The organism is Caldanaerobacter subterraneus subsp. tengcongensis MB4 (assembly GCF_000007085.1).
In the GTDB taxonomy this organism is placed as follows: Bacteria; Bacillota; Thermoanaerobacteria; order Thermoanaerobacterales; family Thermoanaerobacteraceae; genus Thermoanaerobacter; species Thermoanaerobacter subterraneus.
Map to the genome: position 1 here is coordinate 289,218 of NC_003869.1, position 26,607 is coordinate 315,824.

The window sequence follows — 26,607 nt, forward strand, 5'->3', positions numbered from 1 at the left end:
GGCATTTTGTGTGTAGATGCGACTTGTTACAAAGCGGTAACAAAACTTGGCGAGCTTGAGAGTGGAGGCGGGGCGAGCGAAGGCGAGCGGCCACCTGAGCCTGAAAGGCGAATTGGCCGGAACCCGCCGGAGTTCGAAAAGCGAGCCCTAGTTTTGTCGCTTTGTGCTTCTTATGCATTAACACAAAATGTCACTTAAGAAATAAAAACTTTGTCAACAAACTGGGCAGGGCTAAATTGCCCTGTTTTAATTTTTTATGATATAATAAAACTTGAAAAATATAACGGATGGTGAAGCCATGGAAAGCCAATCTTTTTTATATAACGCTGTAGTAAACTACGGCTACATAGCCCTTTTTCTTGTGCTTGCTTATGAGGGGACTGGACTTCCTGGTCCTGTGGAGATTTTATTTTTTGCAGCAGCATACCTTGCGGTAAAGGGAGAGATGAATTTAGTTGCTATAGTGCTTGTAGCAGCTTTAGGCAATGTCACTGGAAATGTGATAGCCTATTTAGTGGGATATTACAAGGGAAGGCCAGTTGTAGAAAAATACGGCAAGTATTTGAAAATAACTGTGAAAGACTTAGAGGCTATGGATAAATGGTTTGCGAAGTACGGCGGTTTTACTGTTCTTCTTGGAAGGCTGGTGGGACTGCCGCGCACTCCTGCTATTTGGGCGTCTGGGATTACCAGAATGAATTTTACCGTTTATGTGATTTTTTCTGCAATTGCTGATTTGATATGGTCTTCCTTTTGGACTTTAATATCTTATCTGGCAGCAAAGCAGCTTATAAAAGTGGACTTTTTGACCAAGAGTCAGCCCCTTTGGGTATATTTTGTATCTACCATAGGGTTTATAATATTTTTATATGTAGTTTGGAGGGTAGTGCTTTGGATGAAAGAAAGATATCTCACATGACAGTTGAGAGGATTACAAATATTTCTGGATTATTGGAAATAGAGGATATTTGGCATGAATTAGAAGAAGAGGGAAAAGTGTATCCTTTTAATACGTTTGAGTGGGTTTTAAACTGGTGGAAATACTTTGGGCACGGCAAAAATTTGGAAATAATTGTCGTTTATGAAGGAACTATGCCTATAGGTATTGCTCCTTTTATGATAACTTATTTTGAAAAGGGCCTTTTTGCCAAGAGGATAAAATTCATCGGTTCTACAAACAGCGATTATTTAGATTTTATTGTGAGAAGTGGATATGAAAAGCAGTTTTACACTGCGATTGTAGATTTTTTGGAAAAGAGAATTGATTCTTTGACAGTGCTTGATTTAGAGCATATTCCTGAAGATAGCGAATTTTTCCCGTATATAATGGGCAGTAATCTCTATTATGATTATGAAGTGCAGGATATATGCCCTTATATAGAACTGCCTGATACGTGGGAGGAATACCTTGAAGGGCTGGAGGGCAAATTCAGGCGCAATTTAAATTATGAGGTCAGGCGATTTTTTAAAGAGTACGATGCTAGCTTTTACGTAGTAAAAGATTTTGAGCTGGTGGATAGAGCAATGGATACTTTGATAAACCTTCACCAGAAAAGGTGGAGGCAAAAACACATGCCAGGGGTTTTTTACTCAAAGAGGATAAGGGATTTTCACAAAGACGTAGCAAAAGATATGTTCTTAAAAGGAGAGCTTAGCCTATTTGAACTAAAAGACGGTGTTAAGACAGTAGCAAGCCTTTTAAGCTATCACGTAGGCGGTATTAGGTACTATTATATAAGCGGATACGATATTGAGTACAGCAAAAGGAGCGTTGGGAACATAGCGGTAGGGCTTGCCATTAAGCATTCTATTGAAGAAGGGGACAGAGTGTTTGACTTTTTAAGGGGAGATGAAGAGTATAAGAGGAATTGGACATCTTTGAAGAAGAGGAATATGAGATTTGTGGCTTCAAAGCCTACTTTTTTGGGTAAGCTTCTGTGTAAATGGGTTATCGTGGAAAATGGAATTATAAAAAAGATTAAAGACAGGTTTAATGGATAAACCTGTCTTTTTTAAGGGTTGTTTATGGGTTTTGCATAGAAAAATTTTACCGGTTCACTGTATCCAGGCACTACCACTTTATCTGATGTTTGTATATCCACTTTAATACCATAAAATTCTAATGTTTCTATTATTCCACCTTTTAATTTTAAGGAAGCTACTAAAGTTTCAGGGTTTCCTATGGCTTTTATCACGTAAGGTGGTGCATATCTTGTCGAATTTATATTTATTGTAGGACCTACACACCTTATCTCAGAAGTAGCAATCAAGCGCTGATCATTTATCGCTATCGCTTCTGCTCCCCCTGCTTTTAATTCATTTACTATGTTTAGAAGGTCTTCATCGTGAACTAAGTAAAGGTTTGGGTCTTCTCCTTCGCGGGGCTGAAGGTCGCTGTCACTTACTGTGACTATTACTCCGGGACCTACCATGTCTGTGAAGCCAGCGAGAGCTTTATACTTTTCAACATCCTTCTGAAGGTTTTTCAAAGCGGCATCATTTTTTGAAGCTGCTTCTTCGTATTCTTGAAATCTTTTTGTAAGTTCTGCCAATTGCTGTTCTAAATTTTGCTTTTCCTCTTGAACTTTTTTAAGCTGCTGTGTGAGTTCCTCTACTCTGGCGTAGTTGGTGGAAGAAACAGGGGGAAGAGGCTGCTTTATACCTCCTTGAACAGTTTTAATTTGCATTGAAATCATGAATCCCATTGTGACAAAAACCAAAAATAAGCTCAAAATTTGCAATAGCTTTCCCTTCAATTTCTCCACTTCCTTTTATAGTTCTAAATTAACTATACCACGTAAATTATTAAAATTTATTAAGAAATTATTAACTTTTGATTACAAAAATGTTACAAATCACTTTCCATTTTCCCCTCTACGGACTTTTTTAATGAGAGTATTTCTTCAAGCTCTTTGTTGTATTTGTCTATCTTGTATACTGTGCTTTTGTAAAGGCGTATTTCCTCCTCGTTCTTCTGAATGCAACGCTTGAGAGAATTTTTCACTGTTTCAAATAAAGTGTCATAAGTGATGTAATCGTGAATCTTAAGGTCAGGAATGGGAGTAGCGGTTAATTCTTCTCCTTCTACTTTGTAGTGATAAAAATTGTTGTCAGGTTTTAATATTATCTTCTCGTCAATGCTTTTATCAAAAATTACTATGCCTTCTCCTACCTCAAAAATTTTCCCGCTGTAACTTCTCAATTTTATGTTTTTACTGCCAATGTATTTTTTTATTGTAAGGAGTATATTTTTTATTTCTGAAATTGATTTTTCTAAAACTTCCTCCATTTCTTTGCTCGCCATTTCTCTATTTTTCTCACTTTTTATAAGTTCTTCCATTAGCTTTTTTATTTCATCAAGATTTCCCATCCTATTCACCTCAATCTTAATATTCCACGGATTTCCCATTTTAAACAGGTATATAAAAATTTCAATCGTGAGAAGATAATTAAAAAGGCGGGATGAGTATGCAGAAAATAACACAGCAGGAAATGATTTTAAGTAGTTTTGTAGAGGCTCGGAAATTAGAAAATATTTTGCTGGAGAAAGTAAAAGAATATAAAACTGGCGGCTTTGACAGTCAAATAAAGGCTTTACTAAAACAAATGGAGACTATGGTAAAAAATCATCATCAGGATATAAAAAGAGCGCAGAAGGAACTTAATATAACTTCTACTGTTAAGAAAAACATGTCACAGGAACCTCTGGACATGCTTCAAGACCTTTTAAAAAATCTTGTCAACCTTCAAGCTTTTTACAATGAGACAGTGGTCAATATTCCAAACCCTTACGTGAGACAACTTTTTACACAGATGAGAGATGATGTGATGAGATTTATCTCTTTGTTGCAAATAGAGATTGAAAGCTTGGAGTCTAAACCTTCTATTCCGAATAATAAAGTCTTAAACAGGCCGGAGATGAGCTAAAATGAAGATTGCAATAATAGGGGCTGGGCCTTCCGGTTTGGCTGCAGCTATCACCTTTCAAAGGTACAAAGTTATGCCTTCTATTTTTGAGAGAAAAGATAAAGTGGGAGAGCTTTTTAATCATGTAGGAGGTCTTTTGAAAGTTATAAATAGGCCTGTCAGGGACCCTTTGGTATATCTTAAGAAAAAGTGCGGGATAGAGATTTTGCCTAATAGCGTAATTAAAAAGATTGTCATGAAAGGACCTAGCGTGGAAGGAGTTGTGTCAGGAAATAATTTAGGATACATGACTTTGAGAGGACAAAGTGAGGATTCTTTAGAAAATCAGTTGTACAAAAAATTGGTTGTTCCAGTGAATTTTAATGTGGAGGCTGATTATAAGGATTTGAAGGACAAGTACGATTATGTGATTATTGCTACAGGTAATTCTCAGATTCCAAAAGAGCTGGGATGCTGGCAGGAATTAGTAAGTACTTGGGTGAGAGTTGCCAGTGTGATAGGGAATTTTGAAGTCAACACTCTTATTATGTGGATAAATACCCTTTACACAAAAAGTGGTTATGTATACCTCATGCCTTATAATGAAAAAAGGGCTGTTCTTGCAATGGTCATACCCTATATTTCTAAGGAAGAGCTGCAGTATTACTGGGATACTTTTTTAAAAGTAGAAAAGCTAGATGTGGATATTATTAATATGGTGGATTTGACTCATGATTCAGGCAATTGTTTTCCTCATCAATATGAAAACCTCCTTTTTGTTGGGAATGCGGGAGGGGCTATAGAGCCTTTTTTGGGTTTTGGCACTTTTAATTCTATTTTAAGCGGTGTAATAGCTGCAGAAAGCGTATTAAAAGGCCGCAATTTTGAACAAGAGATCAAGCCTTTGTCAGAAGCAAATATAAAGATGTTGGAATTTAGAAAGGCGTTAGACCTGATGGACAATGACAGTTTAGATAAATTTATAAAAGTACTTACCTTTCCTCCTGTCAAAAGACTTATATACCATACTAATTTCAACGCCATAAAATACGGAGCATTTTTTATGAAACACACTTTCAACAGGGAACGGAATAAACCTTACAATCAAAGAAAGAAGGTGTGAGATTGAAAATTGCCATAATTGGTGCCGGCATTTCTGGATTGTCTTGCGCTTTAGCTTTAGAAAGGCATGGAATATATTGTGATATATACGAGAGGAAGCACACTATTGGCAATTTATTTCCTTTTGGTGAAATTATTTTACAGATTATGACAAGACCCTGCAAAGACCCTTTAGATTTTTTTAAAAAATTTGGCCTTGTATTAAGACCTTTAAATGAAATAACTAGGATTGTTATAAAATCTCCAACTCGCAAAGTGGAAATTAGAGGAAGACTCGGATATATTTTTGAAAGGGGGCAAGGAGAAAATAGCATAGAAAATCAGTTAGCACAGCAAATCAAATCAAAGATATTTTTTAATGTGAATGCTAACTACGAAGATTTGAAAAAAAGCTATGACTATGTGGTTATAGCTACGGGGAATGAGATGGCAGCAAAGCAGCTGACGGAATGGGAAAGCGTGGTTTCTGCAAGAGTCAAAGGGGGGATTTTGTTAGGGGATTTTGAACCTCATTCTGTTTACGTATGGTTTGATAGAAGTTATGCAAAGTCTGGTTTTGCCTATCTTGTGCCTTTGAGCAATAAAAAAGCTTCTTTAATTCTTGTAGCTACTTATACTTTGAAAGAAGAAATTGAAGATTTGTGGCAGACCTTTTTATTCAAAGAAAGCCTCAAGTACAAAATGATTGAGACCTTTGAAACAGAGCTTGAAAGTGGCATGATAAAAGAACATCAGGTTGGAAATGTGTATTTAGTTGGGAATGCAGGGGGATTTTTAGAGCCAGCCTTCGGATTTGGGCTTGTCAATTCCATTAAAACTTCTTTTTACTGCGCTGATTCGATTGTAAAAGGGGGAATTTATGAGGGAAAAGTCAAAGATGTGCTAAAGGGAATAGAGAAAATGGTGGAATTGAGAAAGGAGATTGATGATATGAGGGATGAGGACTATGACAGGCTATTGCGCATAATTGGAAACCCGTTTATAAAAGGCTTGATTTATAAGACAAATTTTAATATTATGAAGCACATGCCCTTCTTTATAAAGTTAATAAAAAAGCCTGGCCAATAAAGCCAGGCTTATATGTCCCAAAGCTGTAATCCCGTTGTTTCATCGTAAACCCTTTCTAATTTGCTGTCTCCGTAATCAACTATTACGAATTCTGCTGCGAATACCTTTGTCCCTTCCATTAAATGACCCCCATATGCATTGCCATTCTTATCTGCAAGAGTTATGTGTACATGTGGGAAGGGTTTTCCGTCTTTTACAGAAATGTTTCCTATGCAATTTAATATTTCCATGTGCTCATCCTTTGAGATGTAGATGTAGTTTTTGCTTTCTGAATCGTAATAACCGAAAACAGCTTTTGTTACTGCTCCAATTATCCTGACCTCACCTGAGAGTATGTTTTCTTCAGTTATAACTTTGTTAATTTCTTGAAGGAGGTCGCTCCCATGGGGAAACCTCCCCATGAGGCGCCTTTTTGGTGTTACTTCTTTATATCCCATTTGACCACTTCCTTTACAAAATTTTTATCTGAACAAGGCTACAAACACCAGTGTTATCGTGCTTATGAGTTTTATCAAAACGTGCAGAGATGGACCAGCTGTGTCTTTGAAGGGGTCTCCTACAGTGTCTCCTACAACGCTGGCTTTGTGAGCGTCTGAACCTTTGCCGCCATAATTACCTAGTTCTATAAACTTTTTGGCGTTATCCCATGCTCCTCCGCCGTTATTGAGGTAAAGGGCGAGAATTACACCGGAAATTGTGCCAATCATCAAGAAGGCTGCAGCCGCCTCTTTGCCTAAAATTACACCGACAAGTATTGGAGTGACAACAACTATGAGACCCGGTATTACCATTTCTTTTAGAGCACCTTTTGTTACGATGTCTACTGCTCTTGCATAGTCTGGTTTTGCTGTTCCTTCCATGATACCAGGTATTTCTCTGAACTGCCTTCTCACTTCGAGGATTACATACTGTGCGGCTTTTCCTACAGCCCTTATGGCGGTAGAGCTGAATAGATACACGATCATCGCCCCTATGAATGCTCCTATGAAGACTTCTGGCTTTCCTATGTCTACTGGGAACCATGAGTCTATTGGCTTGCCGAGTATTTTCTTTACTTCGTCAAGATAAGCAGAGAAAAGCAAGAAAGTAGCCAAAGCCGCAGAGCCAATTGCGTATCCTTTTGTCAAGGCTTTAGTCGTGTTTCCGCAGGCATCTAACCTGTCTGTAACCCTTCTTATCTCTTCAGGGGCTCCGGACATTTCAGTGATTCCGCCTGCATTGTCAGTGATTGGACCAAACGTGTCCATGGCTAGTATATATGCAGTTGTAGACAGCATTCCCATTGTAGCAATAGCTGTGCCGTAAAGCCCTGCTGTTCCTATGTGAGGTATTGCCATTTCTCCGAGCTTGTAGGCTATGTATATTGCTGCTGATATGAATATGACAGGTAGAGCTGTCGATTCCATGCCCACAGATGTACCGGTTATGATGTTTGTGGCTGCACCTGTTGTAGAAGCTTTGGCGATTTCTTGAACAGGGCGTTTGTTGACAGAAGTGTAGTAGTCTGTGAGGAAGACGAAAATGTAGCTTAAGATGACACCTGTCACTACTGCTCCGTAAAGAAGCAAGTAATTGACAGGGCGTCCGTCAGGCAAATGCCCTGAAAGCATCACTTTTACTGCAAAGAAGAGGGCTATTAAGTTTACTACAGTTGTTACAAAGTAACCCTTGTTTAAAGCTATCATTGGGTCTTTTGATTCGTCTTTTGTGTTTACAAAGAATATGCCTATTATAGAGGCAATTATACCTATTGCACGGGCTACCAGTGGGAATAAAATTCCTTTCCACCCGAAGATTGGGTAAAGTCCAACTCCCAATATCATTGCACCGATGTTTTCAGCGGCGGTGGATTCAAAAAGGTCTGCACCTCTTCCTGCGCAGTCTCCTACGTTGTCTCCCACGAGGTCGGCTATGACTGCAGGGTTTCTGGGGTCATCTTCAGGAATTCCTGCTTCTACTTTTCCTACGAGGTCAGCTCCCACGTCGGCAGCCTTTGTATATATACCACCGCCCAGCTGGGCAAACAAAGCTACAAATGAAGCTCCAAACCCAAAGCCGACAATGAGAGAAGGAGCTTCTTTTATGAGCTCATCCTGTCCTGACAGACCGCCATATGCCAAAAATAAGGTAGCAACTCCAAATAAAGACAAAGCTGTAACTGCAAGACCTGTCACAGCTCCTCCCTTTAAGGCAATTTGAAGAGCTCTGTTAAGACCTGACCTTGCACCAGCTGCAGCCCTTATATTCGAATTTACCGCCATATACATTCCGATATAGCCGGACAAGGCGGAACAAAACGCTCCAGTGATAAAGGCAAAACCAACATGCAGTGCAAAGCTAAGTGCTTGGCTACTTCCTTCAGACAGATGCCCGTAGTAGTTAGCCACTACGATTATTACTGCTACTATTAAAGCTAGAGAAGCTATTGTCTTATATTGCCTGTTTAGGAAAGCCATTGCTCCTTCTTTGATTGCGTCGGAGATCTGCTGCATCTTTTCATTGCCTTTATCCTGAGCGAATATAAATTTAATCAAACCAATTATCACAAGGGCTGCAATAACTATAACTCCGTAAATTAGTGTAAGATAGGCACCCAACTTTTATCCTCCCTTTCTTTGTTGTTTTTATCGCTACTCATTACTATTTCGACAAACTTTTAAAAATTCCTTCAACTATTTTCAAAATGAACGGAAAGAATTTAGGACATACTATTGAAAAAAGAGTCATAATAATTTAAAATTAAAGTATAAGAAGTATAGCATTATTCATAGAATGTAACACAATAAATAAAAGGGGGTAAGAAGATGAGCAAAATCACCCTATCAGTTATCAAAGCGGATATCGGCGGATATGTAGGGCATACAGATGTTCATCCAGACCTTTTAGAAATTGCCAAAAAAATGCTGAAAGAAAAAGGTGATATGCTAATTGATTTTCATGTTACAAGAGTTGGGGACGACATACAGCTCATAATGACTCACAGAGAAGGAGTGGACAGTGAAAAAATTCATAAATTAGCCTGGGACACTTTTCTAGCATGTACAGAAAGGGCAAGGGAATTAAAGCTATACGGTGCAGGGCAAGACCTATTAAAAGATTCTTTTTCTGGCAATATAAAAGGTATGGGACCTGGTGTTGCAGAGATGGAATTTGAAGAGAGAAAAAGTGAGCCTGTGGTGATATTTATTGCAGATAAAACTGAGCCGGGAGCTTGGAATTTGCCTCTTTACAAGATGTTTGCTGACCCTTTCAACACTGCAGGGCTTATAATTGACCCTTCAATGCATCAGGGGTTTAAATTTGAGGTTTATGATATGTATGAAGGGAAAAAAATAGTTTTTAACACTCCAGAAGAGCTTTATGATATGCTTGTTTTCATAGGGGCGACGGGGAGATATTGTATAAGAAAAGTGTATACAAAAAACAATGAAATAGCAGCAGTTTCTTCCACTCAAAGGATGAATTTGATGGCAGGGAAATACATAGGGAAAGATGACCCTGTGCTCATTGTGAGGTGCCAGAATGGACTTCCTGCTGTGGGAGAGGTTTTAGAAGCCTTTGCAAACCCTCACCTTGTTTTTGGATGGATGAGAGGGTCTCACACTGGCCCTATGATTCCTGTATCTTTGGAGGATGCAGTTCCTACCAGATTTGACGGGCCTCCTAGAGTGTGCGCTCTGGGATTTCAATTAAAGGAAGGGAAGTTGATAGGACCACAAGACCTCTTTAAAGACATAGCCTTTGACAGCGCTAGGAAGAAAGCATTAGAAATAGCAGATTACATGAGAACTCTGGGGCCCTTTGAACCTCACAGATTGCCACTTCAGGAACTGGAGTATACTACTTTACCTCATCTAATGGAAAAATTGAAGGACAGGTGGGAGAAGGACTAAGGTGCGTTTTCGCACCTTTTTTAATTTAACAGATTTTTAGCGTTGATATACCGAAAAAGATGGTTTATCATTATATCAAAGGACAATTGCGAAGGGAAGGAAGTAATTTCATGAAAACGTTAAAAGAGAAATTTTTTAAATTACTTGACAAAGTGATAATAGTATCAATTATCGCCATTTCTATTTCAGCCTTTTTGCTGTATAAATTTCAGACTGCTCAAAAGCCTATATTTGCCAAAGTACCTGAATATCATTTCTACATGGTGGGACAAAATTCAGTAGATCCTTTCTGGAAGGAAATAAAAATGGGAGCGATGGAGGCGGCTAAGTACTACAATGTGGCACTTGAGTTCAATGCTCCCAAGTTCAATAACATACAAGAAGAGCTTAAGTACTTGGAAATTGCTATATTTTCAAAAGTTGACGGAATAATTACCCATGTTGCTAACAATGAAGAGTTTGTAAATTTAATTGAAGAGGCCTATAAAGAGGGTATTCCTGTTATCACAGTGGAAAACGATGCGAAGGACAGCAAAAGGCAAGCTTTTATAGGCACGAACAGCTTTCATCTGGGAGAAGAAGCTGCAAGACTTATGGCAAAGGCGACAAAGGGAAAAGCCAACATAGCCATAATTGTCAGCAATGACTATCAGTTGGATAGTGTCAATCAAAATCTTAAGATTAACGGCTTTCTGGACGCAATAAAGAACTATCCGGAAATGAAAGTGGTTAGAGTTTATACATCAAAACTCGGGACCTTGAGTGCAGAAGAGATTACTCAATCTATTATAAGCGGAAAGGATAAGATAAACGCTATATATGTGACAGATTCTGTTGATACAATTGGCACAGCTCAAGTGGTTGTAGATTTTAACAAGGTAGGAGAGATTACTGTGGTGGGATACGGCGATACTCCAGATATTTTAAGATACATTGAAAAAGGCGTTATATACGGGACAGTTATGAGCGACCCTTATAAAATAGGGTATGAAAGTATAAAGGCGATGGTGGAGTTTAAGAAAAAAAATACAGTCTCTACTTTTGTAGACATTGGAGTGAATGTCATTACTAAAGAAAATGTTAACGAATATTTCAAGAGAATCCAATCACTAGACTGAGAAGGTGCAAAAGATGCTTAGAGACTTGTGGAAAGCAGGAGGAATTCGCAAAAAGCTGATAATTTATTATCTTATTGTAACTGTCTTGATGGGTATGACCAGCTTTTATTCTTATTACAACGCTAAGGTAGCTATAGAAAAGCTTAAATCGATCTTCGTAGATTATGTGTATTTGAACAATTTAAATTCAGATGTAAATATGCTGGAAACGGAAGTAGAAAGATATCTTGCCACAAAATCCTCTGATGCGCTTTTAAATTACTACTCTTTGTACAATAAATTAGAAAACAAGGCCTCTGATATATTAAGTCAGAATTACTATGATACAGATAGCCTTATGCTTAAGGATATAGCTAATATGATTAATAAACTCCTTGAAGAGGCAGATGCGGCTGTAAACGCTAAGAGAGGGAGGATTACTAGTGAATATATTGACCATTTCACAAAATCCATTAAAATAAGCGATTATATAAAATTTTATATGACAAATCTTTTAAATAACAAGTTGCAGGAAGGGTCAGCAAAATATGCTTCAATTACAAAGAATATGGAGTATCTGAGCTATTTGAATATATTCTTAATCTTAATCTCTATTGGGTTTAGTATATTCCTGGCTTTTTTGTTCACATATAAGATTACAAAACCTATCATTGATTTATCCCACCTTGCTGTAAGGGTATCAAAAGGAGATTTTGAAGTGAGGCCTATTGAACTTAAAACAAACGATGAGATAAAAGTGCTGTCTGAAGCCTTCAACAAAATGGTAGTTAACATAAAAAAGTATATAGGTGAGATAAAGAAACAGGCTGAGATGGAGAGGAAGATAAAAGAGGCAGAGCTAAAAGCCCTTCAATCTCAGATAAATCCTCATTTTCTCTTCAATACTTTAAATGCTGCTGCCCAACTTGCCATGATGGAAGGTGCAGAAAAATCGGCCGAATTCATAGAAAATGTGGCTAATCTTTTTAGGTATAATTTGAAAAAGCTGGATTCTACTGTGACTTTAAAAGACGAAATAGAAAATGTCAAGCGTTATATTTACATTTTAAAGACTCGCTTTGGAGATAAGATAGATTTTAAATTGGATGTAGAAGAAGAGGTTTTAGATTTGGAAATGCCATGCATGATACTTCAGCCTGTGGTAGAGAATGCCTTTATCCATGGATTAGAGGATGTAGAAAGAGACGGATTAATTGTTTTAAAGGCTTATAAAGAAGGTGAAAAAGTGCTGGTAGAAATTGCTGACAATGGTGTAGGAATGGAGCAGGAAAAGATAAAGGCTATTCTGGCGCTTGATAGTCCTGATGTAGATAAAAAGCATGTTACAGGTATTGGCATGCACAATATAATACACAGATTGCTTGTTTTTTATGACATATCTAGTGTAGAAGATGTTATCGAGATAAAAAGTGAGATAGGGAAAGGCACCAAAGTCACTTTAAAAATTCCTGATAAAAAGGGTGAAAGGAATTATGGTCAAGTTGTTAATAGCTGACGATGAGCAGATAGTCCTTGATTCTATTAAGTTTATAATAGAAAAAAACAATGTACAGGCTGAAATTGTGGGCACAGCTAAGTCTGGCAGGGAAGCTATAGAGAAGGCAGATTTGTTAAAGCCGGACCTTATTTTTATGGACATAAGAATGCCTGGAATTGATGGAATAGAAGCGATAAGGCAGATTAAAGAAAGGCACAAAGAGATGATTTTTGTGATTATTACAGCTTACGAATATTTTAATTATGCAAAAGAGGCCATTGATTTAGGAGTTATGGATTACCTCTTAAAACCACTGAATAAAAACAAAATAATAGAAGTTATTGAAAAGGCTTCAAAGGTCATAGAGGAAAGAAGGAAAGCAGTACTTACGGAAATAGAACTTAGAGAGAAAATCAATAAAATTATGCCTTATCTGGAAGAACAGTTTTTGTACACGGTGCTATTTGGAGGATATGTCGGAGGTAGTTTAGATTTTTATGAAGAAATCTTTGATATGAAGCTGGAAAAGGGATATATTATGATATTTCTCATGAGATCTGATACTAGTAATGAAAGAGAAAAGAGCATAGAAGTAAACCTTAAAAGGCAAAGCCTGTATGAGCATTTGAGAATTTTTTTAAAAGGGGTAAGTAAATGCATATTGGGGCCCTTTTTTATGGATAAAATCTGTGTTTATTTTCCTGTAGAAGAGAAAACTCCTTTTGAGGTCAAAAACTCTTCTGTGAAAATAGCCAATAAAGTTCTGGAAAGTTTACAAGGGTCAGAAAAAGAAAATTTAAGAGTAGGAATCGGCAGAGAGTATAGCTTCAATAACATAGTGAAATCTTACTATGAAGCAGAGATGGCTTTAAAACTTTTTCCCGATGATACAATTGTCCATTTTGATGATGCAGTTGGCACTTCTACTATATCGCACTTTCCTTATCCTCTGGATAAAGAAAAATTATTTATTGAGAGACTTGTGGAAGGCGATTTAGCTAGAGCTTTTAAAGTTTTTGATGAGATTTATGAATGGATGATTTTAGAATATGATAAAGATGCAGGAAAAATTAAGTCTAAATTGATAGAGCTCGTGGGAATAATAAGAAGGAGTTTCTACTATTACCTTGAAGAAGGAAGTTTTAAAGAAGAAATAGCACAAATTGAGGAATTGCTGAAAATAGAGGATTTGAGAGAATTAAAGCTTGTTTTTATAAAAATGTTAAAAGACATTGTGGAAAATATAAGAGTAGTTAACAAAAAGAAATGGGATAATATTACAATGAAAGTAATAAATTTTCTTGAAGAAAATTTTAGCAAAGACATAAGTTTGGAAGATGCTGCTAGAGAAGTAAACATGAGCTATCACTATTTTAGCAAGTTTTTTAAAGAACAGGTAGGGGAAAATTTTGTGGATTACCTTACAAATTTGAGAATACGAAAGGCAAAAGAACTTTTAAAAAATTCAAGCCTAAGTGTAAAAGAAGTGAGTTACAAAGTAGGATACAGTGACCCAAATTATTTCAGCAAAATCTTTAAGAAGGTCACAGGGGTAACGCCCACAGAGTTCAAAGAGGGGGTGTAGGAAATGAAAGTGGGGGAAATGGTGAAGTTAGTAATAGCAGTGATTTTAACGATTATAGCGGTATTTCTGGGATTTTTAACTGTCAAACAAGTAGTTGCCTACCACAGTGCGAAAAATTTATATAGAGAAGAGGATAAGAGTAAAAAGGTAAAAATAGGCTTTTCTTTGGGTACTTTAAAAGAGGAAAGATGGGTTAAAGACAGGGATATTGTAATGGCTAAGTTAAAAGAACTTGGAGCAGAGGTATTGGTTCAAAATGCCAATAATGATGATGAAGACCAGCTAAAACAAGTAAAATACCTTTTGGAGCAAAAGATTGACGTTTTAATAATTGTTCCAAATGACCTGGAGAAAGCTTCATATGCTGTATCCCTAGCTCAGAAAGAAGGAGTAAAGGTTATATCTTACGATAGACTGGTTACAAGGTCTAATGTGGACCTTTATATCTCCTTTGACAATGTAAAAGTGGGGAAGTTTATGGCAGAGTATTTAGTGAAAAGAGTTCCTAAGGGTAATTACCTTATTGTAAATGGGGCTACTACGGACAATAATACAAAGATGATAAAAGAAGGTTATGACAGCGTATTAAAACCCTTTATAGATAGGGGAGACATAAAAATTGTGAAAGAGGACTGGGCACCCAACTGGATGGCAGAGTATGCTTTTAATGTGACAGATGAAGTGCTGCAGAAGGGGATAAAAGTAGATGCCATTATTGCAGGGGATGATGCGCTGGCAGGTGGGATTATAGAGGCTTTAGCTTTACACAGGCTGGCTGGGAAAATTCCGGTAGTGGGTCAGGATGCGGACCTCGCAGCATGTCAGAGAATAGTTGAAGGCACACAAGCTATGACTGTGTACAAGCCAATTGACAAGCTTGCAGAGGCTACGGCTAGAATGGCAATGAAGCTTGCCAGAGGGGAGAAGCTGGATGTCAAAAATACCATATATGACGGCAAGTATTACGTTCCTTATTATGTTATTGAACCTATTCCAGTTGACAGGTCAAATCTTGATGACACTGTAATAAAAGATGGCTTTCATACAAGAGATCAGGTGTACAGAAATATAAGCGTTTCTAGGTAATAAAGGCTCATGGCCTGTATTTTTTTGTCTAAAAAAATTACAGCTAAGGTAAAAGTGAAAGGACAAGAAAAATAAAAAAGTAAAGGATAACAAAAAAACTTTCAGAGGTGATTTTAAAGGAGAAGTAGAATTATATAAATGCAGTAAAACTTAAAAAAGGAGAGGGTGTAAGGATGTCTAGGAAAGGTAAAATTTTTCTGGTTTTAACAGCCCTACTACTTGTAGTCAGTGCATTTTTGGGAGGGTGTTCCTCTTCAAAGCAACCTGCGTCTAGCTCTAACTCTTCAGGAAAGCAATTAGCGATTGGGATAGTATTGCCTACAAAAGACGAGCCGAGGTGGATTCAGGATGAGACTAGATTCCAAGATGCTTTGAAAGATACTCCGTATGCTGCAGAGATACTTTTCAGCCAGGGAGACCCTGCTAAAGAAAAAGCAAATGTAGAGACGCTTTTGAGCAAGGGCATTAAAGTTCTCATTCTGTGCCCACACGATGCTAATGCTGCTGCAGCATCAGCAGAAGCAGCTAAAAAGGCTGGAGTAAAAGTGATTTCTTATGACCGCTTGATACTTAATACCGATGCTGTAGACTATTATGTCACTTTTGACAGCGTTCAGGTAGGGCAGCAACAGGGACAGTATCTGGTGGACCATGCGACTGGCAAAGGGAATCCACTTTACCTTTATGCAGGAGCTTTATCTGACAACAACTCCTTCTTGTTCTTCCAGGGTGCATGGGAAGTTTTGCAGCCTAAGATTGCCGATGGCACTTTTGTGATTGCAAATTCTGACAAGGCAAATGCTCTCAAAGATAAAAAAGATTTGACTCGTCAGGAAATGGCAGATATAATAGGTCAAATTACAACAAACTGGGATTTCAATACGGCAAAGAACTTGGCTCAAGCTAATTTGGCAAAAGCACCTAAAGATCTCAAAGGAAATGTATTCATCCTTGCTCCGAATGACGGAACTGCTAGGTCTATCGCAGATACTTTCGCAGCAGATCCAGATATTAAAAGCTATGTGATTACAGGGCAGGACGCAGAAAAGCCTTCTATCCAGTATATAATCGATGGTAAGCAGTCTATGACTGTTTTCAAAGATGTGAGAATACTGGTTAAAGACGCTATAAATGTGGCTCTTACTTACCTCAAAGGCGGCACACCTGAATCTACGAAGACTTACAACAACGGTGTAAAGGATGTTCCATCTAAGCCGTCACCTGTCCAAGTGGTGGATAAGAACAATGTAAAGCAGGTTCTCATAGACTCTGGCTACTATAAAGAGAGCGACTTTAAATGGTCTAAATAATTGAGGAGGTGTAAAAATGGGTGCCCCGCTTATAGAGCTTGTAAACGTCAATAAAAGTTTCTCTGGTGTGCAGGTGTTGTTCAATGTCAATTTTAGGGTATATCCTAAAGAAATTCACTGTTTGGTAGGAGAAAACGGAGCAGGCAAAAGTACCCTGATGAAGATTTTAAGCGGGGTCTACCCTTATGGCGAATATGAAGGAGAAATCCTCATAGAGGGTAACCCTGTGAGATTTTTCAGCATAAAAGACAGTGAAAGGGCTGGAATTTCTATAATTCATCAGGAGTTGTCTCTTGTTCCAGAGATGACAGTGTATGAAAACGTATTTTTGGGAAACGAAATCAGAAAAGGTGCAGTGGTCGATGTAATGGAGGAAATAGTTAGGACAAAGGAATTGCTTAAAAAAGTCAAAGGAGAAGAAATCAGCCCAACAGCGAAAGCTAAGGATTTGAGTGTCAGCATGCAGCAGCTGGTAGAGATAGCAAAAGCTCTTTCAAAAAATCCAAAAGTCCTCATATTGGATGAACCTACTTCTGCCCTTAGTGAAACAGAAAGTGAGAATCTACTCTCTCTCTTGAAAGAACTTAAAGAGCAGGGAGTGACGATAATACTCATAAGTCACAGGTTAAAGGAAGTATTAAAAGTTGCGGATTCTATAACGGTATTAAGAGACGGAAGGACTGTAGCTTATTTTGACTGTAAAAAAGAAGAAGTAGACGAGCAAAAGATAATAAAGCACATGGTGGGGAGGGAGATAACAAACCTGTACCCTCCTCCCCTCTCTAAGCCTTCTGATGAGGTTGTAATGGAAGTAAAAAACTGGAGTGTTGTCGACCCAAAGACAGGGCGGTATCTTGTGAAGGATGTGAATTTAAAGGTTAGAAAAGGAGAAATAGTTGGGCTATTTGGTTTAGTAGGGGCAGGTCGTACAGAACTGGGGCTTAGCCTTTTTGGCAATCCTTACAGGTATTTTGTGCAGGGAGAGATATTTTTAAACGGCCAAAGGGTTCATTTCAGAAAACCAGCAGATGCTATAAGGTATAAATTGCTATACCTCACAGAGGACAGAAAACAAAAAGGGCTGATTCTCATAAACACGGTCAAAGAAAACATTACGCTTTCAAACTTAAAGACTTTGACGAAGCAGATGGTTATAGATGAGCTGGAGGAAATAGCTGTTGCACAGAATTTCCAAAAAAAATTGGGAATAAAGGCTAGGCATGTAGAGGTGAAGGTGTCTACGCTAAGCGGTGGGAATCAGCAGAAGGTTTTAGTGGCCAAAGGGCTTTTTGTTGAGCCTGAGGTGATAATACTGGATGAACCTACTAGAGGCGTTGATGTTGGTGCAAAGTACGAAATATACACTTTGATAAGGCAACTGGCTATGGAAGGAAAGGCAATCTTACTTATTTCTTCGGAGCTGCCAGAGATATTGGGGTTGAGCGATAGGATATACGTCATGAGCAAAGGAAGGATAACAGGAGAGCTCAAAGGAGACGAAGCAAATCAGGAAAAAGTAATGGCCTACGCAGTCATCTGAAGGAGGTTAACCGCGATGAGATCTTTTTATGGGCATTTAAAAGAGTTTTTAAGGGAAAATGTCAGAGACTATGCAATGTTTATTGCTTTATTGGTTATAATGATAGTTTTTGCAATTCTCTCTGGCGGCGATTTTCTCCTGCCCGTTAATATAAGCAACTTGGTGGATCAGACAGGTTATATTGCGGTTTTGTCAATTGGGGAGACCTTGATAATAGTCATACGTCATATAGACCTTTCTGTAGGGTTTTTGTCAGGATTTTTAGGGGCAATTGCCGCCATTCTGATGCAGTTTCACCATTTTTCAGCTTTTACTGCTATACTCATAGTCCTGATATTGGGTACTTTAGCAGGGCTTTTAAACGGGTCATTGGTAGCTTATCTTAGAATTCCTGCTTTTGTGGCAACACTAGCAGGATGGCTTGCTTATAGAGGAGCACTTCTTCTTGCTACAAAAGGGCCTGGTACCATAATAATAACAAATAAGACCTTTAATGCTATAGGAAATGACTTCATACCAGATTTGCCTTTTTTGAAGAATTTCATGCCAGGTTATCACAAACTCACCCTTTTGATAGGCATAATAGGAGTAGTGTTAATTGTATATTTTTCGCTTAAGAACAGAAATGAGCAAGCAAGAAGGGGATTTGATGTACTGCCATGGGATATGTTCCTTTTAAAAATGGTATTTATAAGTGGGCTGTTGTTGTATTTGACCTTTACTTTGGCTCGCTACAGAGGTATTTCCTGGACATTTGTAATAGTTTTGATTGTAACAGCAGTATACAGTTTTATAACAAATAGAACGGTATTAGGAAGGCATATATACGCTGTAGGGGGAAACCCTGAAGCAGCTGCGTTAAGTGGTATAGACGTTAATAAGATAACTCTCATTGTATTTGCCTCCATGGGATTTCTCTCAGGGCTTTCTGGAGTACTTTTTGCATCCAGACTTCAATCTGCTACGACTACTGCCGGTACCTTGTTTGAGCTTTACGCTATTGCTGGTGCCTTCATAGGAGGAGTGTCAGCAAGCGGCGGTGTGGGTAAAGTTGTAAATTCTCTCATTGGAGCTTTTGTGATGAGTACCTTGACAAACGGCATGAACTTGCTGGGAGTCGATATTTCACTTCAGTATATAATTTTAGGGCTGGTTTTAGCTACAGCTGTGATATTCGATGTGGCAACTAGAAGCAGAGGAAGATAAAAAGCGGGGGCAAAAACCCCGCTTTTTTATATCCCCCAGCTTCTCTCGATGGTCCTCCTTTATTTTGTCCACCTGATGACAGGATTTCTAGCAGCCAGCACTTCATCAAGCCTTCTTACAGGAGTGTTGTGAGGAGCCTCTTTCAAAAGCTCTGGATTTTCTTTTGCCTCTTTAGCTATTTTTATAAGCGTTTCTGCGAAAGCGTCCAGCGTTTCTTTAGTTTCTGTCTCTGTAGGCTCTATCATGAGAGCTTCTTCCACGATCAGAGGGAAGTATATGGTTGGCGGATGGAAGCCGTAGTCTATGAGCCTTTTTGCCACATCGAGTGTCCTCACATCACCTGATTTTTCGGCGAGTCCTGCCAGTACAAATTCGTGCATGCAAGTCTTATCTACTGCCACTTTGTAATACCCTTTTAGTTTTTCTTTTAAGTAATTGGCATTTAATACTGCCAGTTCACTTGCCCTCTTTAATCCCTCAGCTCCCATTGTGAGGATGTAAGAGTATGCCTTTATCATCACATTGAAGTTGCCGTAGAAGCTTCTCACTTTTCCTATTGAAAGTGGTCTATCGTAGTCGAGGAAGTATCTGCCATCTTTTTCTTCTACAGTTGGGACAGGTAAGAAATCTGCCAATTCTTTTTTGACTCCTACAGGGCCGGAACCAGGACCGCCACCTCCATGAGGAGTTGAGAAAGTTTTATGGAGGTTTAGATGCACTACGTCAAATCCCATATCTCCAGGACGGCTTATTCCCATTATTGCATTTAGGTTAGCACCATCGTAATAAAGGAGTCCGCCTGCTTCATGCACGAGTCTTGCTATTTCCACAATGTTTTCCTCAAAGAGGCCTAGCGTGCTTGGGTTTGTGAGCATGAGGCCAGCTACTTCATCATTTAAAACCGCTTTTAATGCTTCTAGGTCTATGGCCCCTTCTTTATTTGACTTTATTTCAATCACATCAAAGCCAGCAACTGCTGCACTGGCTGGATTTGTACCGTGAGCAGAATCTGGTACTATTATTTTTTTGCGCTTTTTATCATTCCTGTGCTCGTGATATGCTTTTATTATCATCAAACCTGTGAGTTCGCCGTGGGCTCCTGCTGCAGGATGCAGTGAAAATCTATCCATACCTGTGATTTCGCAAAGAGCCTTTTCTAGCTCGTACATGAGCTTTAATGCGCCTTGCACGGTTTCTTCCGGCTGATACGGGTGAAGTTCTGTAAAGCCGGGAAGAGAAGCCATGTCTTCATTAATCTTGGGATTGTATTTCATAGTACAGGAGCCTAATGGGTAAAATCCGATATCTACACCATAGTTTTTCTGGGATAGAAGAGTGTAATGCCTTATTACGTCAACTTCGCTCACTTCGGGTAAATCCACTTCTTTTTCTCTGAGCATTTCCTTAGGGAGCATATCTTCTAAAGGCTTTTCTTCCACATCAAGGGGTGGAAGAGTATAAGCCTTTTTTCCCTCTTTTGAAAGTTCAAATATGAGGCTGTTGTACTCTTTTAACATCCTACATCACCTCCAGGAGAGATTTTAACCTATCAATTTCTTCTTTTGTCCTCTTTTCAGTAAATGCAAGCAACATGACATTTTTGTACTTTTCGTAATCTCTCTGGAGGTCGTAACCGCCCAGTATCCCTTCTTCTAAAAGCTTTTTGTTTATTTCGGCTACATCTTTGTCTGTTTTAAGAGCAAATTCCATGAAGAAAGGTTTGTTAAAAGCTGGTTTATACTTGCCTGACTCAGTGAGCACTGTATAAGCATAATGAGCTTTTTGCAAGCACTGGTAAGCTACTTCCTTAATCCCTTTTTTGCCTATTGTAGCGAGATATACTGCAGCAGTTAAAGCATTTAGAGAATGGTTAGAGCATATGTTAGAAGTTGCCTTCTCCCTTCTTATATGCTGTTCTCTTGCTTGTAGGGTGAGGACAAATCCTCTTTTCCCGTCTACATCTTTTGTCTGACCTACTATTCTTCCAGGCATTCTGCGAAGAAGCTTCTGAGTAGTTGCCAGAAATCCCAAGTACGGTCCTCCGTAATGGAGTCCATTTCCAAGGGATTGACCGTCTCCTACTGCTATGTCTGCACCGATTTCTCCAGGTGATTTTAAAATTCCCAGAGGTATTGGATGTACATAGGTGATGAGCATGGCCTTTTGTTCGTGGGTTATTTTTTCAATCTCCTGCAAGTTTTCAATTATCCCAAAGAAGTTGGGGTACTGTACTATGACTGCTGCGGTGTTTGGGCCAATCACTTCTTTTAATTTTTCAATGTCAGTTACTCCATCCGCATCTTCTATTTCTACTACTTCCACTTCTTTAAAATGCATATAGGTTTTTAAAACCTTTCTTGTCTCTGGATTTACAGTCTTTGACACTATTATAGATTTCCTTTTTGTAGCGTCACAGGCCATCATTGCAGCCTCTGCACAGGCGCTTGCTCCATCGTACATGGAAGCGTTGGTGACTTCCATTCCCGTGAGGTTTGTTATCATCGTCTGGTATTCAAAAATGGCTTGAAGTGTTCCCTGGCTTATTTCTGGCTGGTATGGGGTGTAAGCCGTGTAGAATTCTGACCTTGAGATTATGTGTTTTACAACAGAAGGGATGTAGTGGTCATACACTCCTGCGCCTAAAAAGCTCACAAGCTGGCTTAAATTTTTATTCTCATCTGCATAACTTCCTAAGCGCTTTCTAACCTCCAGCTCTGACATGGGTTTTCCCAAATTTAAGGGGCGATTTAGCCTAACCTCTTTTGGGATGACTTCAAATAATTCTTCAATAGAGTTTTTTCCTATGGTTTTTAGCATTTCCTTTTCATCTTCGGAGGAGATGGGGAGATACGGAAACATAACTATCACTCCTCCTCTAAGAATTTTCTGTACTCATCGGCCTTCATTAGTTTATCTAACTGAGATTTGTCTTTAAGCTCTGCTATCACCATCCAGCTTCCATATGGGTCATTGTTTATAAGGGATGGGTCTTCCACCAGAGAATTGTTTACTTCCAACACTTTTATGTCTACTGGAGTGTACACGTCTGAAGCAGCTTTTACAGATTCTACTACTCCAAGTACATCTCCAGCAGAAAGTTCAGATCCTACCTCCGGAAGTTCAACGTAAACGATGTTTCCCAGTGAATGCTGAGCATAGTCTGTGATTCCTATGTATACCTTGTCTCCCTCTACTTTTACCCACTCATGGTCTTTTGAATAATAAAGGCCTTCTAAAACTTCCATGTTCAAACCCTCCTATTTTTTGTAATTTTTCTTGTAGAAATTCTTATCTACTATCACCGCTTTAAGCGGCTTATTTCTTATTATTACCTCAATTTGATTTCCTATTTGGGCGTATTTTGAGTCAATCAAAGCGAGTCCTATGTTCTTTTTAAGAGTTGGAGAGAAATAACCCGTAGTCACATAGCCAATTTTTTGATTATCAGCCTGTACTTCATACCCGTGTCTTGGAATTCCATTGCCTATCATTTCAAATCCTACCAGTTTTCTCTTTAATCCTTGTTCCTTCTGTTTTAAAAGAGCGTCTTTTCCAATAAAATTTCCTTTGTCAAACTTCACAAAAAATCCTAAACCTGCTTCTAAAGGAGTTATGTCCTCTCCTAATTCATTTCCATAAAGAGGCAAACCTGCTTCAAAGCGAAGTGTATCTCTTGCGCCAAGACCTGCCGGCTTGAGGCCGTAATCTTTGCCCGCCTCTAAAATTTTCTCCCAAAGGGTGACAGCATGTTCATTTGGCATATAAATTTCAAATCCGTCTTCACCAGTGTAACCTGTGCGGGAAACTAAGCATTCTACACCAGCAATTTTTACTTTATCTTTGAAGTAGAAGAACTTGATCTGTGATAGGTCCTCATCAGTCAATTTTTGAAGGATTTCTTCTGCTTTTGGACCCTGAATTGCTAGTTCTGCTATCTTATCTGACACATTTTCAATTTCCACTTTGTATATTCCTGCATTGTTCAGCATCCATTTGTAATCCTTTTCTATGTTTGCTGCATTAACTACTAAAAGATAGTAGTTGTTGGAATACTTGTAGACTAGAAGGTCGTCAATTACTCCTCCGTTGTGATTGCACATGAAAGTGTAAAGCACCTGATTGTCATTTAACTTGGAAAGGTCATTTGTGAGGAGGTTCTGGAGGAAAGGAAACGCATCTTTTCCTTTTACAATTATTTCTCCCATATGGGATACATCGAAAAGGCCTGCTGCATTTCTGACAGCTTCGTGTTCTGATATTATGCTTTCGAATTGAACTGGCATTGCCCAGCCGGCAAAGTCTATTATTTTTGCATTGTACTTAGGATAAATTTCATACAATGGGGTTTTTTTGAGATTATCCAAACTATCACACCCTTTCATAAAATTTAAACAGAGGAGCTGTGAGTGAGCACGAAAAGATTAAGTGCCATCACAACTCCTCTGTTTTTCTACCTGAGAGCTTCTACATATGGCCTTCCATATGTATTGCTCCTTCGGTGCTCTTTACGAGACTTTCCAGAGGCCTATCCGATAGCGATCCTGCCGCCTGAGAGCTTCTACAAAGGCTTGGCGGGCCTTTGTATTTCCCCTTCGGCTATCTTCCATTTATGGAAGATAATCTCTCGCTATCTTCATCTAGACAGTATTCAATTTTTTTTAAAATTATGCTATACTTTTACCATCATTATATATTATCCATAGACTTTAAGTCAACAATCGTTAAAATTGAGACGAGGGGTGGAGTGTATGCTGTATATTTATAACAAAAACACAAATCCCTATTTCAACTTGGCAGCTGAAGAATACGTTTTAAAGGAATTCAAAGACGAATGCTTTATGCTCTGGCGCAATGAACCCAGCATAATAGTTGGCAAAAATCAAAATACTCTGGCAGAGATAAATTTGGACTATGTAAGAGAACACAAAATTCCCGTTGTCAGAAGGCTATCAGGGGGAGGGGCGGTTTTTCACGACTTAGGCAACTTAAACTTTACGTTTATTGTAAATGCAGATGAGGGTGGATTTACAGATTTTAAAAGGTTTGCACAGCCTATTATAGACGTTCTTAGAAAATTAGGAGTGGAAGCAGAGTTTTCCGGCAGAAATGATATAACCATTGATGGGAAAAAGATATCTGGAAATGCCCAGTATTATTACAAGAATAGGATTCTGCACCACGGAACTTTGCTCTTTTCATCAAATATTACAGACCTGTCAGCTGCTTTAAAGGTGAGGCCTGTTAAGTTTGAAGATAAGGGAGTTAAGTCTGTATCCAAAAGAGTGGCGAATATAAGCGAATATTTAAAAGAGCCTATCACTATAGAGGAATTTATAAATTTAATAATGGAACACATAAAGGAGCAAACTGGCGGAGGAGAGATGTACGAATTTACAGAAGAGGATTTAAAAAAGATAAACAAATTAGTAGAAGAGAAATACGGCACTTGGGAGTGGAATTTCGGGTCTTCTCCCGACTATAAAATGAAGCATGAGAAAAAATTCCCCGGCGGTACTGTAGAAGTCAATCTAAATGTAGAAAAGGGTATAATAAAAGATGTAAAAATATACGGAGATTTCTTTGGGAAGTACGACATTTCTGAAGTGGAGGATTTATTAAAAGGGGTAAAGCACTCTGAGGAAGAGGTGAGGAAGGCTCTTTCAAAGATAAATCTTCAAGATTATATGGCAAATATAACTATTGATAATTTGATTGAGGTGATGTTTTAAAAATTTTTTCTTTTTTTACCTCATAGTGTAAAATTATCGTAGGATTTTTTGAGTGAAAAAAACAAGAGACAACCCCTGTGATAAAATAGATTGTGGAAAACCAAAAAACACGAAAGGGGTGTCTCTTGTGAAAAAACATATCTTTGAGGATATTATACTACAAAATGCTCTAAATTTCACTGAGGAAGTAGTAGAAATTTTTGGTGATTTGTTAAACAAAGGAATGAATATTACAGAGCTTGTAGCAAGGATAAAGGAACTCACGGACAAACTAGGTAGAGGGGCAATAGAAGCAATTATTGAAGAGTTAGATAGGATAATAAAAGAAGACAAGAGAAGGAAAGAAAAATGGGTAGTAGAGAGGAAAGATAAAAAGAGATTAACGACAGTCCTTGGGGATATTGAATATGAGAGGACATATTACAAATCTAAAGAGGATGGGAGATATACATATTTGGTGGATGATGCATTAGAGATAGGACGGCACGATAGGATAGAAAAGGGAGTAAAGATAAAGTTAGTAGAAAACGCAATAGAAGAATCATATGAGAGAAGTAGTAAAAAAGCATGTCCAGAGGAGTTAAGTAAACAGACGGTATTAAATGCAATAAGGGAAATAGGGGAAGTAGAAGTAAAGAGAGAAATAAAAGAAAAGAAAGAAGTAAGGGGTTTATACATAGAGGCAGACGAGGACCATGTACCTTTACAGGACGGGAGAGATGAAACTCCACGATTAGTATACATACATGAAGGTAGAGAAGAGAAAAACGGAAGGAACGTACTGAAGAATGTCTATTACAAAGCATATGTAGGAGAGAAACCTGAAGACATATGGATAGATGTAGCAAATTACATAGAAGACAATTACAAAGAAGAGAAGATAGAGAAGATATACATAGCAGGAGATGGGGCACCGTGGATAAAAGAGGGATTAAAATGGATATTAAAATCAAGGTTTGTACTAGACAGATATCATTTAAACAAATACGTATTAAAAGCTACATCAAAAGAGCCAAAGTATAGGGATAAGATATGGAGAGCAATAAATGAAGGGGATAAAGAAGGAGTAAAGAAGGTATTTGATGAGTTAATAAAGGCAGCAGAGGAAGAGAGAGAGAAAGAGAAGATAAAAGAAGCAAAGAAATACATACTAAACAATTGGGAAGGGATAAAGATATACAGTGAAGACGAAGATGTAATAGGGTGCAGTGCAGAAGGACATATAAGCCATGTATTTTCAGCAAGACTAAGCAGGAATCCATTAGGGTGGAGCAGAGAAGGATTAAAACTAATGGCGAAATTAAGGGTATTTAGCAAGAATGGAGGAGACTTAAGAGAAGTAGAATGGGGCAAGAAAAAGAATATAAATGCAGGAAGTTACAAATTAACGAAGAAGCAAATAAAAGAAGCGGTAAGGAGAGTTAAAACGTCTACAAATGAAAAGATAAACAATATTACAGTTTTGAATATAGGGAAAGTAACGCCAATATATAGGGTTTTAAGAGCATTAAAATATGCACAAGTTATATAAAAAAGCATGATAAGTTGAAGGCTGAAATTAACTAAG

23 protein-coding genes and 1 riboswitch are annotated in these 26,607 nt (G+C 38.2%); of the genes, 15 read left to right on the forward strand and 8 right to left on the reverse strand.

The window, feature by feature from the left end; all coding sequences use genetic code 11:
* The first annotated feature begins 298 nt into the window (after nucleotides 1-298).
* Together TTE_RS01335 and TTE_RS01340 are read left to right on the forward strand one after the other, a co-directional pair.
* Nucleotides 299-919 (forward strand): DedA family protein, encoded by a 621-nt coding sequence (locus TTE_RS01335; protein WP_009610009.1) that lies wholly within the window; start codon nucleotides 299-301, stop codon nucleotides 917-919.
* The gene (locus TTE_RS01340; RefSeq protein ID WP_011024743.1) at nucleotides 892-2,001 is read left to right on the forward strand and encodes a GNAT family N-acetyltransferase; all 1,110 of its coding nucleotides are present in this window, start codon (nucleotides 892-894) and stop codon (nucleotides 1,999-2,001) included. Before TTE_RS01335 ends, TTE_RS01340 begins: the two co-directional genes overlap by 28 nt.
* Nucleotides 2,002-2,012: 11 nt before the next feature.
* On the opposite strand, the gene TTE_RS01345 is transcribed toward TTE_RS01340, so the two are convergent.
* Together TTE_RS01345 and TTE_RS01350 are read right to left on the reverse strand one after the other, a co-directional pair.
* Nucleotides 2,013-2,765, reverse strand: a complete 753-nt coding sequence (locus tag TTE_RS01345) for a DUF881 domain-containing protein (protein WP_011024744.1) — start codon at nucleotides 2,763-2,765, stop codon at nucleotides 2,013-2,015.
* A gap of 83 nt (nucleotides 2,766-2,848) precedes the next feature.
* Entirely contained in the window at nucleotides 2,849-3,370 is a 522-nt protein-coding gene (locus TTE_RS01350; RefSeq protein WP_009609990.1) for a hypothetical protein, read from the reverse strand.
* 98 nt (nucleotides 3,371-3,468) lie between these two features.
* Between TTE_RS01350 and TTE_RS01355 the strand changes: the two genes are divergently transcribed.
* From TTE_RS01355 to TTE_RS01365, 3 genes are read left to right on the forward strand one after another with little or no spacing between them, the layout of a single operon-like run.
* On the forward strand, nucleotides 3,469-3,927 hold the full coding sequence (locus TTE_RS01355) for a hypothetical protein (protein ID WP_011024745.1): 459 nt from the start codon (nucleotides 3,469-3,471) through the stop codon (nucleotides 3,925-3,927).
* A 1-nt stretch (nucleotide 3,928) separates the two neighbouring features.
* Entirely contained in the window at nucleotides 3,929-5,029 is a 1,101-nt protein-coding gene (locus TTE_RS01360) for an NAD(P)/FAD-dependent oxidoreductase (RefSeq protein WP_011024746.1), read from the forward strand.
* Nucleotides 5,030-5,031: 2 nt separating this feature from the next.
* Nucleotides 5,032-6,096, forward strand: a complete 1,065-nt coding sequence (locus TTE_RS01365; protein WP_041587088.1) for an NAD(P)/FAD-dependent oxidoreductase — start codon at nucleotides 5,032-5,034, stop codon at nucleotides 6,094-6,096.
* 8 nt (nucleotides 6,097-6,104) lie between these two features.
* On the opposite strand, the gene TTE_RS01370 is transcribed toward TTE_RS01365, so the two are convergent.
* Together TTE_RS01370 and TTE_RS01375 are read right to left on the reverse strand one after the other, a co-directional pair.
* Nucleotides 6,105-6,533 carry a PPC domain-containing DNA-binding protein gene (locus TTE_RS01370; protein WP_011024747.1) on the reverse strand — a complete coding sequence of 143 codons (429 nt, stop codon included), beginning with the start codon at nucleotides 6,531-6,533 and terminating at the stop codon, nucleotides 6,105-6,107.
* 24 nt (nucleotides 6,534-6,557) lie between these two features.
* A complete protein-coding gene (locus TTE_RS01375) occupies nucleotides 6,558-8,693 on the reverse strand; it encodes a sodium-translocating pyrophosphatase (protein WP_011024748.1) in 2,136 nt (711 codons plus the stop codon).
* A gap of 207 nt (nucleotides 8,694-8,900) precedes the next feature.
* Between TTE_RS01375 and fbp the strand changes: the two genes are divergently transcribed.
* The 8 genes from fbp (at nucleotide 8,901) to TTE_RS01415 (ending at nucleotide 19,311) form a co-directional block, all read left to right on the forward strand.
* Nucleotides 8,901-9,989 (forward strand): fructose-1,6-bisphosphate aldolase/phosphatase, encoded by a 1,089-nt coding sequence (gene fbp / locus TTE_RS01380; RefSeq protein ID WP_011024749.1) that lies wholly within the window; start codon nucleotides 8,901-8,903, stop codon nucleotides 9,987-9,989.
* 110 nt (nucleotides 9,990-10,099) lie between these two features.
* Nucleotides 10,100-11,107: a substrate-binding domain-containing protein gene (locus TTE_RS01385; protein WP_011024750.1), complete on the forward strand. Its 1,008-nt coding sequence runs from the start codon at nucleotides 10,100-10,102 to the stop codon at nucleotides 11,105-11,107.
* 13 nt (nucleotides 11,108-11,120) lie between these two features.
* Nucleotides 11,121-12,602 carry a sensor histidine kinase gene (locus TTE_RS01390; RefSeq protein WP_011024751.1) on the forward strand — a complete coding sequence of 494 codons (1,482 nt, stop codon included), beginning with the start codon at nucleotides 11,121-11,123 and terminating at the stop codon, nucleotides 12,600-12,602.
* Entirely contained in the window at nucleotides 12,580-14,169 is a 1,590-nt protein-coding gene (locus tag TTE_RS01395) for a response regulator (RefSeq protein WP_011024752.1), read from the forward strand. The genes TTE_RS01390 and TTE_RS01395 overlap by 23 nt, the downstream gene beginning before the upstream one ends.
* A 3-nt stretch (nucleotides 14,170-14,172) precedes the next feature.
* Complete coding sequence (locus TTE_RS01400; protein ID WP_011024753.1) at nucleotides 14,173-15,255, forward strand: sugar ABC transporter substrate-binding protein; 1,083 nt, start codon at nucleotides 14,173-14,175, stop codon at nucleotides 15,253-15,255.
* A 173-nt stretch (nucleotides 15,256-15,428) separates the two neighbouring features.
* Nucleotides 15,429-16,565, forward strand: coding sequence for a sugar ABC transporter substrate-binding protein (locus tag TTE_RS01405; RefSeq protein ID WP_011024754.1), 1,137 nt, complete (start codon nucleotides 15,429-15,431; stop codon nucleotides 16,563-16,565).
* A gap of 16 nt (nucleotides 16,566-16,581) precedes the next feature.
* Nucleotides 16,582-18,105: a sugar ABC transporter ATP-binding protein gene (locus TTE_RS01410; RefSeq protein ID WP_011024755.1), complete on the forward strand. Its 1,524-nt coding sequence runs from the start codon at nucleotides 16,582-16,584 to the stop codon at nucleotides 18,103-18,105.
* A 15-nt stretch (nucleotides 18,106-18,120) separates the two neighbouring features.
* On the forward strand, nucleotides 18,121-19,311 hold the full coding sequence (locus tag TTE_RS01415; protein WP_011024756.1) for a sugar ABC transporter permease: 1,191 nt from the start codon (nucleotides 18,121-18,123) through the stop codon (nucleotides 19,309-19,311).
* A 59-nt stretch (nucleotides 19,312-19,370) separates the two neighbouring features.
* Here the strand turns inward: TTE_RS01415 and gcvPB are convergent, their stop codons facing one another.
* From gcvPB to gcvT, 4 genes are read right to left on the reverse strand one after another with little or no spacing between them, the layout of a single operon-like run.
* On the reverse strand, nucleotides 19,371-20,828 hold the full coding sequence (gene gcvPB, locus TTE_RS01420) for an aminomethyl-transferring glycine dehydrogenase subunit GcvPB (RefSeq protein ID WP_009610509.1): 1,458 nt from the start codon (nucleotides 20,826-20,828) through the stop codon (nucleotides 19,371-19,373).
* Between the two features lies 1 nt (nucleotide 20,829).
* On the reverse strand, nucleotides 20,830-22,170 hold the full coding sequence (gcvPA, locus tag TTE_RS01425) for an aminomethyl-transferring glycine dehydrogenase subunit GcvPA (protein ID WP_009610515.1): 1,341 nt from the start codon (nucleotides 22,168-22,170) through the stop codon (nucleotides 20,830-20,832).
* Between the two features lie 5 nt (nucleotides 22,171-22,175).
* The gene (gcvH, locus tag TTE_RS01430; RefSeq protein ID WP_011024758.1) at nucleotides 22,176-22,556 is read right to left on the reverse strand and encodes a glycine cleavage system protein GcvH; all 381 of its coding nucleotides are present in this window, start codon (nucleotides 22,554-22,556) and stop codon (nucleotides 22,176-22,178) included.
* 12 nt (nucleotides 22,557-22,568) lie between these two features.
* Nucleotides 22,569-23,693 carry a glycine cleavage system aminomethyltransferase GcvT gene (gcvT, locus tag TTE_RS01435; protein WP_009610505.1) on the reverse strand — a complete coding sequence of 375 codons (1,125 nt, stop codon included), beginning with the start codon at nucleotides 23,691-23,693 and terminating at the stop codon, nucleotides 22,569-22,571.
* Between the two features lie 50 nt (nucleotides 23,694-23,743).
* Nucleotides 23,744-23,842, reverse strand: a riboswitch (glycine riboswitch).
* Between the two features lie 217 nt (nucleotides 23,843-24,059).
* Here gcvT and TTE_RS01440 point away from each other — a divergent pair.
* Nucleotides 24,060-25,040 (forward strand): lipoate--protein ligase, encoded by a 981-nt coding sequence (locus TTE_RS01440; protein WP_011024759.1) that lies wholly within the window; start codon nucleotides 24,060-24,062, stop codon nucleotides 25,038-25,040.
* Nucleotides 25,041-25,167: 127 nt separating this feature from the next.
* Nucleotides 25,168-26,571, forward strand: a complete 1,404-nt coding sequence (locus TTE_RS01445; RefSeq protein WP_011024760.1) for an ISLre2 family transposase — start codon at nucleotides 25,168-25,170, stop codon at nucleotides 26,569-26,571.
* Nucleotides 26,572-26,607 lie beyond the last annotated feature (36 nt).